This is a genomic window from Pseudomonas sp. Sample_24 (genome assembly GCF_004307605.1).
GTDB lineage: Bacteria > Pseudomonadota > Gammaproteobacteria > Pseudomonadales > Pseudomonadaceae > Aquipseudomonas.
Window position 1 is genome coordinate 1 of the sequence record NZ_RCNW01000445.1, and the last position, 13903, is coordinate 13903.

Annotated in this window: 13 protein-coding genes; 6 read left to right on the forward strand and 7 right to left on the reverse strand. The window is 58.6% G+C overall.

The window, feature by feature from the left end:
- The coding region (recF, locus tag D8V06_RS25940) for a DNA replication and repair protein RecF (protein WP_130932081.1) at positions 1–608 on the forward strand (608 nt) is incomplete at its 5' end.
- A gap of 5 nt (positions 609–613) precedes the next feature.
- Complete coding sequence (gyrB, locus tag D8V06_RS25945) at positions 614–3031, forward strand: DNA topoisomerase (ATP-hydrolyzing) subunit B (protein WP_056854376.1); 2418 nt, start codon at positions 614–616, stop codon at positions 3029–3031.
- A 61-nt stretch (positions 3032–3092) separates the two neighbouring features.
- On the opposite strand, the gene D8V06_RS25950 is transcribed toward gyrB, so the two are convergent.
- Entirely contained in the window at positions 3093–3809 is a 717-nt protein-coding gene (locus D8V06_RS25950) for a response regulator transcription factor (RefSeq protein ID WP_056854256.1), read from the reverse strand.
- A gap of 132 nt (positions 3810–3941) precedes the next feature.
- On the opposite strand from D8V06_RS25950, the gene D8V06_RS25955 reads away from it, so the two are divergent.
- Positions 3942–5474 carry a HAMP domain-containing sensor histidine kinase gene (locus tag D8V06_RS25955; RefSeq protein ID WP_130932082.1) on the forward strand — a complete coding sequence of 511 codons (1533 nt, stop codon included), beginning with the start codon at positions 3942–3944 and terminating at the stop codon, positions 5472–5474.
- Between the two features lie 183 nt (positions 5475–5657).
- Here D8V06_RS25955 and D8V06_RS25960 read toward each other — a convergent pair whose 3' ends face one another.
- The 4 genes from D8V06_RS25960 to glyQ all read right to left on the reverse strand — a co-directional run bounded on the left by D8V06_RS25960 (position 5658) and on the right by glyQ (position 10070).
- Positions 5658–6437, reverse strand: a complete 780-nt coding sequence (locus D8V06_RS25960; protein WP_130932083.1) for a lysophospholipid acyltransferase family protein — start codon at positions 6435–6437, stop codon at positions 5658–5660.
- Positions 6438–6521: 84 nt separating this feature from the next.
- Complete coding sequence (gene gmhB / locus D8V06_RS25965) at positions 6522–7061, reverse strand: D-glycero-beta-D-manno-heptose 1,7-bisphosphate 7-phosphatase (RefSeq protein WP_177336575.1); 540 nt, start codon at positions 7059–7061, stop codon at positions 6522–6524.
- A gap of 4 nt (positions 7062–7065) precedes the next feature.
- Positions 7066–9120 (reverse strand): glycine--tRNA ligase subunit beta, encoded by a 2055-nt coding sequence (glyS, locus tag D8V06_RS25970; protein ID WP_130932084.1) that lies wholly within the window; start codon positions 9118–9120, stop codon positions 7066–7068.
- Positions 9117–10070, reverse strand: a complete 954-nt coding sequence (gene glyQ / locus D8V06_RS25975) for a glycine--tRNA ligase subunit alpha (RefSeq protein ID WP_003213601.1) — start codon at positions 10068–10070, stop codon at positions 9117–9119. The genes glyS and glyQ overlap by 4 nt, the downstream gene beginning before the upstream one ends.
- Before the next feature lie 81 nt (positions 10071–10151).
- On the opposite strand from glyQ, the gene tag reads away from it, so the two are divergent.
- The 3 genes from tag to D8V06_RS25990 all read left to right on the forward strand — a co-directional run bounded on the left by tag (position 10152) and on the right by D8V06_RS25990 (position 12037).
- The gene (gene tag / locus D8V06_RS25980) at positions 10152–10709 is read left to right on the forward strand and encodes a DNA-3-methyladenine glycosylase I (RefSeq protein WP_056854251.1); all 558 of its coding nucleotides are present in this window, start codon (positions 10152–10154) and stop codon (positions 10707–10709) included.
- Positions 10710–10749: 40 nt separating this feature from the next.
- A complete protein-coding gene (locus tag D8V06_RS25985; protein WP_056854250.1) occupies positions 10750–11637 on the forward strand; it encodes a lysophospholipid acyltransferase in 888 nt (295 codons plus the stop codon).
- A gap of 160 nt (positions 11638–11797) precedes the next feature.
- The gene (locus D8V06_RS25990) at positions 11798–12037 is read left to right on the forward strand and encodes a PilZ domain-containing protein (RefSeq protein ID WP_056854249.1); all 240 of its coding nucleotides are present in this window, start codon (positions 11798–11800) and stop codon (positions 12035–12037) included.
- Here D8V06_RS25990 and D8V06_RS25995 read toward each other — a convergent pair.
- Together D8V06_RS25995 and trkA are read right to left on the reverse strand one after the other, a co-directional pair.
- On the reverse strand, positions 12028–12345 hold the full coding sequence (locus D8V06_RS25995; RefSeq protein WP_056854248.1) for a tetratricopeptide repeat protein: 318 nt from the start codon (positions 12343–12345) through the stop codon (positions 12028–12030). The genes D8V06_RS25990 and D8V06_RS25995 overlap by 10 nt on opposite strands.
- A 173-nt stretch (positions 12346–12518) precedes the next feature.
- Positions 12519–13895, reverse strand: coding sequence for a Trk system potassium transporter TrkA (gene trkA, locus D8V06_RS26000; RefSeq protein WP_056854247.1), 1377 nt, complete (start codon positions 13893–13895; stop codon positions 12519–12521).
- Positions 13896–13903: the final 8 nt, after the last annotated feature.

Here is a 13903-nt window from a genome sequence, read left to right on the forward strand (position 1 = left end):
TGCGGCATGGTACACTTGACGCCGTTTCGCAAGCGGTTTGGGACAGGGAACTGTGTCAGGCCAGTGCTGAAATCGATGAATACCGCCGCGCCTACATCAAAGCCTTGAAACCGGTCTTTGAACAGACCTTGAGCGAACTGGTTGAGCTTGAGGGCTTAACGCTCAGCTATTACCGAGGTTGGGATAAGGACCGTGAGCTGAGCACTGTGCTCGCCGGATCCCTGCAACGGGACCAGCAAATCGGTCATACCCAGGCCGGACCACAACGTGCTGATTTGCGTCTCAGATTGGGCGCACATAATGCCGCAGATATCTTGTCTCGTGGACAGCAGAAGTTGGTGGTCTGTGCCTTGCGGATTGCTCAAGGGCACTTGGTGAGCCAGGCACGACGCGGTCAGTGTATTTATCTGGTGGATGACTTGCCGTCCGAACTGGACGAGCAGCATCGCCGTGCGCTTTGCCGCTTGTTGGAAGACTTACGCTGCCAGGTGTTCATCACCTGTGTAGATCACGAATTATTGAGGGAAGGCTGGCAGACGGAAACGCCAGTCGCTCTGTTCCACGTGGAACAGGGCCGTATCACCCAGACCCACGACCATCGGGAGTGAAGGCATTGAGCGAAGAAAATACGTACGACTCAACGAGCATTAAAGTGCTGAAAGGCCTGGATGCCGTACGCAAACGTCCCGGTATGTACATTGGCGACACCGACGATGGTAGCGGCCTGCACCACATGGTGTTCGAGGTGGTCGACAACTCGATCGACGAAGCGCTCGCCGGCCACTGCGACGACATCAGCATCATTATCCACCCGGATGAATCCATCACCGTTCGCGACAACGGCCGTGGTATTCCGGTAGACGTGCACAAAGAAGAAGGCGTTTCCGCAGCCGAGGTCATCATGACCGTGCTGCACGCCGGCGGTAAGTTTGACGACAACTCCTACAAAGTATCCGGCGGCTTGCACGGTGTAGGTGTGTCCGTGGTAAACGCACTGTCTGAACAGCTGGTCCTGACCGTGCGCCGCAGTGGCAAGATCTGGGAACAGACTTACGTTCACGGCGTTCCGCAAGAACCGATGAAGATCGTCGGCGACAGCGAAACCACCGGCACCCAGATTCATTTCAAGGCTTCCAGCGAAACCTTCAAGAACATCCACTTCAGCTGGGACATCCTGGCCAAGCGGATCCGTGAACTGTCCTTCCTCAACTCCGGTGTCGGTATCGTCCTCAAGGATGAGCGCAGCGGCAAGGAAGAGCTGTTCAAGTATGAAGGTGGACTGCGCGCGTTCGTTGAATACCTGAACACCAACAAGACCCCGGTCAACCAGGTGTTCCACTTCAACATCCAGCGTGAAGACGGCATCGGCGTTGAAATCGCCTTGCAGTGGAACGACAGCTTTAACGAAAACCTGTTGTGCTTCACCAACAACATTCCGCAGCGTGATGGCGGTACTCACCTGGTGGGTTTCCGTTCCGCACTGACGCGTAACCTGAACACCTACATCGAAGCAGAAGGCCTGGCGAAGAAGCACAAAGTCGCCACAACCGGTGATGACGCCCGGGAAGGTCTGACCGCGATCATTTCGGTGAAGGTGCCGGATCCGAAGTTCAGTTCCCAGACCAAAGACAAGCTGGTGTCTTCCGAAGTGAAGACTGCGGTCGAACAGGAAATGGGCAAGTACTTCTCGGACTTCCTCCTGGAAAACCCGAACGAAGCCAAACTGGTTGTCGGCAAGATGATCGACGCCGCCCGTGCCCGTGAAGCGGCGCGCAAGGCTCGTGAGATGACCCGTCGCAAAGGTGCGCTGGACATCGCCGGCCTGCCGGGCAAACTGGCGGACTGCCAGGAAAAAGACCCTGCCCTTTCCGAACTGTACCTCGTGGAAGGTGACTCTGCTGGCGGCTCGGCCAAGCAGGGACGTAACCGCAAGACGCAGGCCATTCTGCCCCTCAAGGGCAAGATCCTGAACGTCGAGAAAGCCCGTTTCGACAAGATGATCTCTTCCCAGGAAGTAGGCACCTTGATCACCGCGCTCGGCTGCGGCATCGGTCGTGAAGAGTACAACATCGACAAGCTGCGTTATCACAACATCATCATCATGACCGATGCTGACGTCGACGGTTCGCACATCCGTACCCTGCTGTTGACGTTCTTCTTCCGTCAGCTGCCGGAGCTGATCGAGCGTGGCTACATCTACATCGCCCAGCCACCGCTGTACAAAGTGAAGAAAGGCAAGCAAGAGCAATACATCAAAGACGACGACGCCATGGAAGAGTACATGACGCAGTCGGCCCTGGAAGATGCCAGCCTGCACCTGAACGAAGAGGCCCCGGGTATCTCCGGTGAAGCCCTTGAGCGTCTGGTGAATGATTTCCGTCTGGTAATGAAGACCCTCAAGCGTTTGTCGCGCCTGTATCCGCAGGAGCTGACCGAGCACTTCATCTACCTGCCTGCGGTGAGTCTGGAGCAACTGTCCGATCACGCAGCGATGCAGGATTGGCTGGCTCAGTACGAAGTGCGACTGCGCACCGTCGAGAAGTCGGGCCTGGTGTACAAGGCCAGCCTGCGTGAGGACCGTGAACGTAACGTCTGGCTGCCAGAGGTCGAACTGATCTCTCACGGCCTGTCGAATTACGTCACCTTCAACCGCGACTTCTTCGGAAGCAACGACTACAAAACCGTTGTCTCCCTCGGTGCTCAGCTGAGCACGCTGCTGGACGACGGCGCGTACATCCAGCGTGGCGAACGCAAGAAGCAGGTCACCGAGTTCAAGGAAGCCCTTGAATGGCTGATGGCCGAAAGTACCAAGCGCCACACCATCCAGCGATACAAGGGGCTGGGGGAGATGAACCCGGATCAGCTGTGGGAAACCACCATGGATCCAGGCTCGCGCCGCATGCTGAAAGTGACCATCGAAGACGCCATTGGCGCGGACCAGATCTTCAACACCCTGATGGGTGATGCGGTCGAGCCCCGTCGTGACTTCATCGAAAGCAACGCCCTGGCGGTTTCCAACCTGGACTTCTGATCCCGGTCGGCGCCAACAAAAAGGCCAACGCATTGCGTTGGCCTTTTTTATTATTCGCGATTCACTCACTCGCCGGCGAAACACTCTCCAGTCGATAGCCATACCCGTAAATCGTCAGCAACTGCCAGCCACGATCAGCCGTCAGGCCAAGTTTGTTGCGCAGGCGATAGATGTGCGTATCCAGAGGGCGCGATGAGGACATTTCTTCATGGGGCCAAAAGCGTTCGTAAAGGTAGTCCCGCGACAGCGGTCGCCCCAGGTTGCTGAACAGGCAGTGCGCCAGACGGTATTCGCGCTCGGTCATGACGATCGGTTTGCCATCACGCGTGACGGTCAGTTCTGCATCATCGAACACCAGATCATTGAAGCTCAAGCCGTCTGTGGCTGCTCGTTGCTGGCTGTGTCGACGCAGAACCGCGCCTACCCGGGCTTTCAGTTCATTGGGACGAAACGGTTTGCTGAGGTAATCGTCGGCACCGGCATTCAGGGCCTGGACGATATCGTTCTCTGCGTCACGACTGGTAAGCATGATGGCGGCCGGTGGTGTTTCCATGTGTTCACGAGTCCAGCGCAGCACCATCAAGCCGGTGATATCGGGTAATTGCCAGTCGAGGATCAGCAGGTCAAAGGTTTCTCGGCGTAGTTGTCGCACCAGGTCTTCACCGCGTTCGAAGCTGTGGAGTGACCAGGGTTGCTCGCCGCCGTCCGCCACCTGCTCCAGGGTTTGTTCGACCCGGCGCAGTTCGGCTGGCTCATCGTCCAATATCGCGACACGCATAGGCGGTGGTTCCTTGTCAGGGGCAGTTGAAGTTCGGGGTCCGCGGTGTGTCGACGTCCGCTATGATTCTTGGGTCTACGTTGTCAGATCGGAGATCTATGAAACCATTCACCCCGCCCTGCCCTTTTTCCCATGAATAGCCCTCGTCTTCTGGAAAGCCGTGAGCCAAGCCAGGTTGAGCGATTATTTCGGCAATTGGTGCGCGAGTGGTTGTGGGTCAGTCTAGTGCTCCTGCCGCTGACTGCACTGTTGTCCTATCGCCTGCAGATTAATCTGAACGATTCATCACCGGCCCTAAGCGCGCTTCTGTCAGTGTGCCTGGTGGCCTGTGTTCTCGGTCTGTTGCTGTGGCGCCCGCGCCTGGCGCTCTGGCTGACGTTGATTGGCATGCTCAGTACGCTGCTGACCAGCGCCGGTCTCGCGGAGTTGAGCAAATGGTGGTCCCCGACCCCCGCGCTGTTGAGCATGCTACTGGCTTATTTGATCTGGAACTGGCGGCGGCTCAGTGTGGTGTTGAGGTATTTTGGTTGGGAGCTGGCGCGACTGGACAGCGAACCCAAAGTATTTCCGGAACGCCGCCGCACACAGTTTCCGAGCGGGGATCGCTTGCAGAAGCAAGTGATGGCGCTTGAACAAGCCATGAGCCGGACCCGCGATACCCACCGTTTCATCGCTGATGGACTGGAATATTTGCCTGTAGCCACGTTGATCAGTGACCCTAACGGGCAAATATTGCTCGGTAACCGCAAAGCCCGCGATCTATTTGGCGGCAGTTTGGTGGGGGAAGGCGTCATTGAACAGTTGGTACAGCTCGGTTACCCCGGGGTGAACCATGGCCCCGCCTCGCAATTATCCACACTGCCGATGTTGGAGTTCCGTGACGTCAGAGAACGCAGCTTGCGCCTGGAACGCGCTGCTTTGTTACCGACAGACGTCGAAACGCCCGTCGGTTGGCTCTGGAGCTTGACTGACCTGAGTATTGAGCGCGAAGCGCAAGAGCAACGGACTGTCATGTTGCGTTTTCTGTCCCACGATTTGCGCGCGCCTCACTCGGCCATTCTTGCGCTGCTGGATGTGCATCGTCATCAGGTAGGCGGCGACACGCAACTGTTCGATCAGATTGAGCTTCAGGTGCGTCGAGCCCTGGATCTGACGGACGGATTCGTTCAATTGGCCAGGGCTGAGTCCGATGCCTATCACTTCCAGCCCAGTTTGTTTGCCATGCTGGTGCTGGATGTGTTCGATCAGGCATTGCCCCTTGCGCAACAGAAACAGATCCAGCTGGTGCACCAGGTCGAGGATGCCGCTCAGGAAAGTCTGCTCATGGCGGATCAGGCTTTGTTGACTCGGGCGCTGTTCAATCTCTTGGAGAATGCGATCAAATACAGTGCAACGGGAACGCGAGTCAGTTTGCAGGTCAGGCACAGCGGCGACTGGTTGACCTGTGAACTCGTCGATCAGGGCAAAGGTATTGCCGCCAGGGAGTTGCCCGAATTATTCAGTCAATATCGGCGTTTCTCTTCTGCCCAGGGTACCGACGGCGTGGGGTTGGGGTTGTCGATGGTAAAGGCGGTGGTGGATCGACATGGGGGGCGAATCGAATGCTCCAGCGTGGTTGGCGAAGGCACCTGTTTCCGGCTTGATTTCCCCTTGTTGGAAGAGTGAATGCCATGGGATTTCGCGGGTATGAAAAAACCGGCTATATCAGCCGGTTTTTTTGCGTCCGCAAAATACTTATGCACGGTTTGATGATTTTTATCATTTTATAAAATATGTAATGAAATCAGAAAGTTACTTAATATTCGGTAGGCGTTTGAGAAAAACGGTGCACAGCTTATCCACAGAATTTCAGACAGCGACCGAGTCCGTGGAAACCGGTGCATTTGGCGCCGGCGGAAGTGAGCCCATTTCCCTTTGCATTTGCTCGTTCCAGGCCTGCACCCGATCGTTCAAATCAGCAATGGCGCGTGGCCCGCTGCCTTCGGCATACATTGGTTCGCCGATGATCACGGTAATCACGCCGGGCTTCTTCGCCCAACCGGCTTTCGGCCAGAACTTGCCGGCATTGTGCGCAACCGGCAGCACCGGCAGGTCGGCGTTGACCGCCAACGCAGTCCCGCCCCGGGAGAACTTGCCGATGGTGCCGTAGGGAACGCGTGTGCCTTCAGGGAAGATCAGTACCCAGACGTTGTCCTTGAGCAGTTCGTCGCCCTTCTTGGCCACGTGTTTGAGGGCGGCTTTCGGGTTGTCGCGGTCGATGGCGATCGGACGCAACATGGCCATGGCCCAACCGAAAAATGGCACATAGAGCAGTTCACGCTTGAGTACCTGGCTCAGTGGCGAGAAATAAGCGGAGAGAAAAAACGTCTCCCAAGTGCTCTGGTGATTCGATTGAATTACGCAGGGACGATCCGGCACGTTGTGTGCGCCCTTCACTTCGTAACGAATGCCCAGGAACACCTTGCTCAACCACAAGGCGCAGCGGCACCAATAAACGTTGATGAAGCGATAACGCGCCTTGAACGGCAAAAAGGGCGCGATAAAAAAACTCAGGCTGCACCACAGCAGAGAGCTGGTGCCCAGCAGCAGGTAAAAGAGAAAGGTTCTGATGGCCTGCAATATCGACATGGTGACGTTTACCGTTGCGGGCAATACCCGCCTGTATAAATCGCACTCCTGACCAATCCTTTATCAGGAAATATCAGAAGCACTCTAATTGTGGATAAGTTCTGCGGCAATCGCCGCCAGATCGTCAAAAATCAATGTGCCTACCGGAAGGGTCAAGCCCTGCGTCTTTGCGCCTTTCCCGGTCTTTACCAAAACTGGCTGTGAATCGACGGCTTTGGCGGCTTCCAGGTCACCGAGACTATCGCCGACGAACCAGAGATTGGTCAGCGATACGTTGTAATGTGCGGCGATGCTTTTGAGCATCCCGGGTTTTGGCTTGCGGCAATCGCAGCCTTCGTCCGGCCCGTGCGGGCAGTAGACGATCAGGCCGACTTCACCGCCCTGCTCCGCCACCAGCGAGCGCAAGCGCTCGTGCATGGCATCCAGGGTGGCGATGTCGTAATAGCCGCGAGCGATGCCGGACTGGTTGGTAGCAACCGCTACCGTCCAGCCGGCCTTGCTCAACTGCGCAATGGCTTCGATCGAACCGGGAAGTGGAATCCACTCCTGCACCGACTTGATGTAAGCGTCGGAGTCGTAATTGATCACTCCGTCGCGATCGAGAATCAGCAGTTTCAACAGCAGCCCCTCAGCCCAGCAGCGAAATATCGGCAACGCCGAGGAACAAGCCGCGCAGGCGCGCCAGCAATGCGTAACGGTTGGCGCGCACGTTGGCGTCGTCAGCGTTGACCATCACGGCTTCGAAGAACGCATCCACCGGCTCACGCAACGCCGCCAGACGTGCCAGTGATTCGCTGTACTGACGGGCCGCAGCCATCGGCTGGACAGCCTGGTCTGCCTGCTGGATCGCCGAGTACAGGGAGAACTCGTTGGCGTTGTCGAAGTACTTGGCTTCCACTACGGTAGGAACGGAGCCTTCGACCTTGCTCAGCAAGTTCGACACACGCTTGTTCACCGCCGCCAGGGCCGCGGCTTCCGGCAATTGACGGAAGGCTTGCACGGCTTGCACACGCTGATCGAAGTCCAGGGCCGAACCCGGCTTCAGGGCACGTACCGACAGATAGGTTGCGACATCGACGCCTTCGTCTTCGTAACGTGCACGCAGGCGATCGAAGATGAACTCCAGCACCGAATCGTTCAGACCGGCAGCCTTGACCTTGGCACCGAACGCGGTCACGGCGAAAGCCACGGCGTCGTTCAGGTCCAGATCGAGTTTTTTCTCGATCAGGATACGCAGCACGCCCAGCGCAGCACGGCGCAGTGCGTACGGGTCTTTGCTGCCTGTTGGCAGCATGCCGATACCGAAAATGCCCACCAGCGTGTCGAGCTTGTCGGCAATCGCCACGGCCGCACCGGTCAGTGTGCTCGGCAATTCAGCGCCGGCACCGCGCGGCATGTATTGCTCGTTCAGCGCCAGTGCGACGTCTTGCGGCTCGCCGTCGTTGAGGGCGTAGTAGTAACCGGCGACACCTTGCATCTCCGGGAACTCGCCGACCATTTCGGTAGCAAGGTCACACTTCGACAGCAGGCCTGCACGGGCAGCCCAGGAGGCGTTGCCGCCAATGCGAGCTGCGATGTAAGCGGCGAGTTTGGAAACACGTTCGGCCTTGTCGTAGACGCTGCCGAGTTTTTCCTGGAACACCACGTTCTGCAGGCGCAGGTTGAAGTCTTCGAGTTTCTGCTTCTTGTCTTGCTTGAAGAAGAACTCGGCGTCGGTCAGGCGTGGGCGAACCACTTTCTCGTTACCGGCGATGATCTGCTGCGGATCCTTGCTTTCGATGTTGGCCACGGTAATGAAACGAGGCAGCAACTTGCCGTCGGCATCCAGCAGGCAGAAGTACTTCTGGTTGTCCTGCATGGTGGTGATCAGCGCTTCTTGCGGCACATCGAGGAAGCGCTCTTCGAACGAGCACACCAGCGGCACCGGCCATTCGACCAGCGCAGTCACTTCGTCGAGCAGGGCTGGCGGAACGATTGCCGTGCCTTCCTGACGGGTGGCCAGCTCTTCGGTGCGCTTGCTGATGATCTCGCGACGCTCGTTGGCATCGGCCAACACGTAAGCGGCACGCAGATCGGCCAGGTAGCTGGACGGCGAACCGATACGCACGCTTTCCGGGTGGTGGAAGCGGTGACCACGGGAGTCGCGACCGGCCTTCTGGGCGAGGATGGTGCAATCGATGACCTGGTCACCGAGCAGCATCACCAGCCATTGGGTCGGACGAACGAATTCTTCCTTGCGCGCGCCCCAACGCATGCGTTTCGGGATCGGCAGGTCGTTCAGGGAATCTTCGACGATGGTCGGCAGCAGGCTCGCGGTCGGCTTGCCGGCGATGCTTTGGCTGTAACGCAGTTTCGGGCCGCTCTGATCGATTTCGCTCAGGTCGACGCCACACTTCTTGGCAAAACCCAGTGCTGCCTGAGTCGGGTTGCCTTCGGCATCGAATGCGGCCTGACGTGGCGGGCCATCGAGGTTGATGCTGCGATCCGGCTGCTGGGTGGCCAGCGAGGTGATCAGCACCGCCAGGCGACGTGGCGCGGCGTAAACGGTTTTGGTCTCGTAGTTCAGGCCGGCAGCTTGCAAGCCCTTGTCGATACCGGCGAGGAACGCTTCGGCCAAGGTGTTCAGGGCCTTGGGTGGCAGTTCTTCGGTGCCCAGTTCAACCAGAAAATCCAGAGCACTCATTGTGCAGCCTCCAGCTTGGCCAGTACTTCGTCACGCAGGTCCGGGGTCGCCATCGGGAAGCCCAGCTTGGCGCGAGCCAGCAGGTAGGCTTGCGCAACGGAACGCGCCAGGGTGCGCACACGCAGAATGTATTGCTGACGCGCGGTCACCGAGATGGCCCGGCGCGCATCCAGCAAATTGAAGGTATGGGAAGCCTTCAACACCATTTCGTAGCTCGGCAACGGCAGCGGCTGGTCGAGCTCGATCAGGCGCTTGGCTTCGCTTTCGTAGAAATCGAACAGCTCGAACAGCTTCTCGACGTTGGCGTGTTCGAAGTTGTAGGTCGACTGTTCCACTTCGTTCTGGTGGAACACGTCGCCGTAGGTCACCTTGCCGAACGGACCGTCAGCCCAGACCAGGTCGTAGACCGAGTCCACGCCTTGCAGGTACATGGCCAGACGTTCGAGACCGTAGGTGATCTCGCCGGTCACCGGGTAGCATTCGATGCCGCCCGCTTGCTGGAAGTAAGTGAACTGGGTCACTTCCATGCCGTTGAGCCAGACTTCCCAGCCCAGACCCCAGGCGCCGAGGGTCGGCGATTCCCAGTTGTCTTCAACGAAACGGATGTCGTGGACCAGCGGGTCCAGGCCGACGTGCTTGAGGGAGCCCAGGTACAGTTCCTGGAAGTTGTCCGGGTTCGGCTTCAGGACCACCTGGAACTGGTAGTAGTGCTGCAGACGGTTCGGGTTTTCGCCGTAGCGGCCGTCAGTCGGGCGACGGCTTGGCTGTACGTAGGCGGCGTTCCAGGTTTCCGGGCCAATGGCGCGCAGGAATGTTGCGGTGTGGAAAGTGCCGGCGCCTACTTCCATATCGTAGGGCTGAAGTACCACACAACCTTGCTCGGCCCAGTATTGCTGGAGGGCGAGGATCAAGTCTTGGAAGGTACGCACGGCTGGCGTAGGCTGGCTCACGAAATTCACCTGTTTCTTGGGCTGCGATTTAAAGAGCGGGAGTATACCCGATTCATTGCTGCGCACGCCCCCTGGAGCCTTATGCCACGCTGCTTTTGGTGTTCCGAAGATCCGCTGTACATGGCTTATCACGATCAGGAGTGGGGCACGCCGCTACGCGATGCGCAGGGTTTGTTCGAGTTGCTTTTGCTCGAAGGGTTCCAGGCCGGCCTTTCCTGGATCACCGTGCTGCGCAAACGCGAGCATTACCGACAGGTGATGTTCGGTTTTGACGTGCAGCGCGTGGCGCAGATGAGCGACGCGGAAATCGATGAATTGATGCTCGATCCGGGGATCATTCGCAATCGCCTCAAACTCAATGCGGCCCGGCGCAACGCCCAGGCCTGGCTGGCGCTGGAGGACCCGGTGGAGTTTCTCTGGTCCTTTGTCGGAGGCAAGCCCGTGATCAACCATTTCAGGGATCGCAGTGAAGTCCCCGCCGTGACGCCGACCGCCGTGGAAATGAGCAAAGGCCTGAAAAAAGCCGGTTTCACCTTTGTCGGGCCGACCATTTGCTACGCCTTGATGCAGGCCAGCGGCATGGTCATGGACCACACCAAGGATTGCGATCGTTACGCGATGCTGGCGAACGGCGGTTAGAATGACCGCCTCGCGCACAGCACAAAATCAGGAGTGACCTGTGGATAAGTTTAAAGGCGCCTTGCTGGTAGGCGCTCTGCGGCTGTTTGCCCTGCTCCCGTGGCGGGCCGTGCAGGCCGTGGGCTCGGCGATCGGCTGGGTCATGTGGAAAACCCCGAACCGCTCCCGCGATGTCGTACGGATCAACCTCGCCAAGTGCTTTCCGGACATGGACCCCGCCGAACGTGAGCGGCTGGTCGGCCAAAGCCTGAAAGACATCGGCAAATCCCTGACTGAAAGCGCCTGCGCCTGGATCTGGCCGGCCCAGCGCTCGATCGATCTGGTGCGCGAGGTAGAAGGGCTGGATGTTTTGAAGGACGCATTGGCGTCGGGCAAGGGCGTGGTTGGCATCACCAGCCATCTGGGTAACTGGGAAGTGCTCAACCACTTCTATTGCAGCCAGTGCAAGCCGATCATTTTCTATCGGCCGCCAAAATTGAAGGCGGTGGACGAATTGCTGCAAAAGCAGCGAGTGCAATTGGGCAACAAGGTTGCCGCTTCGACCAAGGAAGGCATCCTCAGCGTCATCAAGGAAGTGCGCAAAGGTGGTGCGGTGGGCATTCCGGCTGACCCGGAACCGGCCGAATCCGCCGGGATCTTCGTGCCGTTCTTCGCCACCCAGGCGCTGACCAGCAAGTTTGTACCGAACATGCTCGCAGGCGGCAAAGCGGTCGGCGTTTTCCTGCATGCGCTGCGGCTGCCGGATGGTTCGGGTTACAAAGTGATCCTCGAAGCTGCGCCAGAGGCCATGTACAGCACCGACACCGCAGAGTCCTGCGCGGCCATGAGCCAGGTTGTCGAGCGCTATGTGCGGGCTTATCCGAGCCAGTACATGTGGAGCATGAAGCGTTTCAAGAAGCGCCCACCCGGTGAAGCGCGCTGGTACTGACGCAGTTGGCACACTCTGTGGATAACCTGTAGGAGCGAGGCTTGCCCGCGAAGGCGACTGTCAGCCGACAATCGATATTGAAGGCGAGGTCCTCTTCGCGGGCAAGCCTCGCTCCTACAGGTCTGGATTATCCACAATCGATTTTCAAGGGCGCAAAAAGATGTCCGAGCAGCGCAAATCATTTCGCATCAAGATCACCCACGAAAGCTTCGGCGAATGCCTGGGCCAGACGCGCAATCTTTCGCACACGGGTGTCTACGTCAAGCACCCGGCACTGGCGGCCTTGCCTAAAGGTGCGGTGGTCTACGGCCAGGTGCAGGACTTGCCCACAGGCGCGCCGCGAGTGCGCATGGAAGTGGTGCAGGTGGATGTCGAAGGGATTGGCTTGCGCTATCTCTGATCGGCTCGGTCCAGTTTTTTCATAAACACAGTCATTTCCTTCTCGGCCTGCTTGTCGCCATGGTTGCGAGCGGCTTCCACGCCCTTCTCCCAAGCCTGGCGCGCAGCCGCGTGATCCCCAAGTGCCAGATGCGCCTTGCCCAGCAGCTTCCACGCCGCCGAATACTTCGGGTCGAAATCGACGCAGCGTTGAAAATGCTCCGCCGCCTTGGCGTTCTCCCCCAGATCCAGATAACCCTTGCCCAGGCCGAAGCGCAGTAAAGAGTTATCCACACCCTTGGCGAGCATTTTTTCCAGGGATTCGATCATGGACACTTTTCCTTTGAGAGTAGACAGCTCTGTGGCGAGGGAGCTTGCTCCCGCTCGAGCGCGAAGCGGTCGCTTAAGAGCTACCTGGCTATGTCTGATAAATCGCGATCAGAGGTTTTGCGACTGCTGCGCAGCCGAGCGGGAGCAAGCTCCCTCGCCACAAAAAAGCAGGGTCAGAAGAAACTCAACCCTACATGGAACAGCTTTTCCACATCGCGAATATGCTTTTTATCCACAAGGAACAGGATTACATGGTCACCGGTTTTGATCACGGTATCGTCGTGGGCAATGATCACTTCTTCGTCGCGGATGATCGCGCCGATCGTTGTACCCGGTGGCAGCCCGATGTTCTCGATGGCCTTGCCGATCACCTTGCTCGATTTTGCATCGCCATGGGCGATGGCTTCGATGGCCTCGGCCGCACCGCGGCGCAGTGAGTGCACACTGACGATATCGCCCCGTCGCACGTGGGCCAGCAAGGTGCCGATGGTCGCCAGTTGCGGGCTGATGGCGATGTCGATGTCACCGCCCTGGATCAGGTCGACGTAGGCCGGGTTGTTGATGATGGTCATCACCTTCTTGGCGCCCAGACGCTTGGCCAGCAGCGACGACATGATGTTGGCCTCGTCGTCGTTGGTCAGCGCCAGGAACAGATCGGCGTCGGCGATGTTTTCTTCCATCAGCAGGTCGCGGTCCGAGGCGCTACCTTGCAAGACCACAGTACTGTCGAGGTGGTCCGAGAGATGACGGCAACGTGCCGGGTTCATCTCGATGATCTTCACTTGATAGCGGCTTTCGATGGCTTCGGCCAAGCGCTCGCCGATCTGGCCGCCACCGGCGATGACGATGCGTTTGTAGGTCTCGTCGAGACGGCGCATTTCGCTCATCACGGCGCGAATGTTCGCCTTGGCGGCGATGAAAAACACCTCGTCGTCGGCCTCGATCACGGTGTCGCCCTGGGGCAGGATCGGCCGGTCGCGGCGGAAAATCGCGGCCACGCGGGTTTCGACGTTCGGCATGTGCTCACGCAACTGCCGCAATTGCTGGCCCACCAGCGGCCCACCGTAGTAAGCGCGCACGGCCACCAGTTGCGCCTTGCCTTCGGCGAAGTCGATCACCTGCAGGGCTCCGGGGTGCTGGATCAGGCGCTTGATGTAGTTGGTGACCACTTGTTCCGGGCTGATCAGCACATCCACCGGAATCGCTTCATTCTGGAACAGCTGCTCTTCGCGGGTCAGGTAGGCAGCCTCGCGCACCCGGGCGATCTTGGTCGGGGTGTGGAACAGCGTGTGGGCGACCTGGCAGGCGACCATGTTCGTTTCATCGCTGTTGGTCACGGCGACCAGCATGTCCGCATCATCGGCCCCGGCCTGACGGAGCACGGTCGGGAATGAGCCGCGGCCCTGGACGGTGCGGATGTCCAGCCGGTCGCCGAGGTCGCGCAGGCGCTCACCGTCGGTATCGACCACCGTGATGTCGTTGGCCTCGCTGGCCAAGTGTTCCGCCAGCGAACCGCCGACCTGCCCTGCGCCGAGGATGATGATTTTCATCCAGTCAC